This window comes from Candidatus Cloacimonadota bacterium, from assembly GCA_012516855.1.
Lineage (GTDB): Bacteria > Cloacimonadota > Cloacimonadia > Cloacimonadales > Cloacimonadaceae > Syntrophosphaera.
In genome coordinates, this window is the sequence record JAAYWB010000138.1 from 1 (window position 1) to 1,623 (window position 1,623).

Sequence of the window (1,623 nt, forward strand, 5' to 3'; positions counted from 1 at the left end):
CCACGTACAGCCGCCTAATTTGCACAATAAATAGGCAAATACACAGCAATCTAAGGTTATGTATTATTTGCATAGTTTATAAAGCATCAATCAATCAATCACTAGGACTGACGTTATGCAATAAACGCATAACTATGAGTGGCAATGCATAGGTCGATACACATCATGCTAAGGCAATACATAGGTTAAACAATCTATAAGCGGGGGAAACTTGGGGGTAATGTCCCATCCTCCCTGACCTCCAATCCATCAAAACCAGCTATTTACACCAATAGCTACCCATTGACCGCATCAAAAAAATCGCTTAAACGCCCGTTAAACGTGCACTGGTTTTGTGCAGGATGCTAATTAGCTGCAATTGTGGATAACATGTGAGTAAATGACGGCTAACCATGCGTACTAACTACGACGGGCGTTATGTTAAACACTTTAAGAGCTTTAGCATCCTGTGCATAACTATCAGCACTCACTCAAAACAAGCATTTTCCAGCACCATGCCAGCACGACTAAGCCATGCCAGCCACACACATGAGCAGCACATGGCACTATAGGGGGGGTAGTGGGGGTTTTGGGATGTAGGTCGGGGTGGTTATATTTGTTCACCTCCCCAACTGTGAGTTATTTGCTTAACCATGACTCGCGTTACTGCAAATGAAATGCTCCCCCACTTTCACTTATTTGCACTTATGCGTAATTTGCATAACGTCAACTAACTGTGAGTTATGACCGCACCCATGATTGCTTTAACCACAGCTTCTGTAGTTCTTTTGTCATATCAAGCTACCTACGCATTGGTTTTGCTTTTAATCGCTTAAATCGCTTCTAATAAGTATTGCTTCTTTTGATGCAGGAATACGGACTACCCTTGCTTTCAATGTAGTAAGAATAGATAAGATGCAAACACGCTGGAAGCCGCATGTTCATTGAGGGGTAGTCATGGGTACGTTGGAAACTCTAATGAGTACATGAGACTATTCAATTTGGCAGCTATGACTTCTACACAATAATCAATTTGATATGCAATCATTTCATGTTATATTTATCATTTTGAATCTTTAACTAAAAAGGATTAGCATGGCTAAGAATAGGATTGGCGTAACGACAACCAAGATAGAGCGAGATAGTGATGGCAACATCATTTCTACGCAAGAGAAGAGCCACATCATCAGCAAGGTGACTGGAGGTGAGATTTACTTTACTAAGATGTTTCGGGATGACCTTGGTCTTTTGTATGGTGTTAGCCGTAATGCCATGATGGTGTTTATGGAGATGGCATCAAAGATAAAGATGGCTGACCAGCAAATTTACATGGGAACTATCGAGAAGCGAGAGATAGTAGAGCGAACTGGAATACCGCAGGCATCAATTTATAACTGCCTTAGTGAGCTTTGCAAGGCTCAATTGCTAACCCGTGTGGTGAACTCAGTTTTCATGGTAAACCCATATCTTTTTGGGACTGGTTCTGACATAAGCATCATCGACAGCAGGAATAAATGGAATAGCCATATTGAGGTTTCAATGATGATTAAGTACAAGACAGATGAAAATGGAGAGATTTTAGATAGGAAAGTAAGTGTTCATACCAATGAAAATTCATTATTATGAAATACAAGGTTAAAGAAA

General features: G+C 40.5%; 1 protein-coding gene. It reads left to right on the forward strand.

Annotated elements, in window-relative coordinates; translation table 11 throughout:
* Window positions 1–1,074 precede the first annotated feature (1,074 nt).
* Window positions 1,075–1,605, forward strand: a complete 531-nt coding sequence (locus GX466_09535) for a hypothetical protein (GenBank protein NLH94437.1) — start codon at window positions 1,075–1,077, stop codon at window positions 1,603–1,605.
* The last annotated feature ends 18 nt before the right edge of the window (window positions 1,606–1,623 follow it).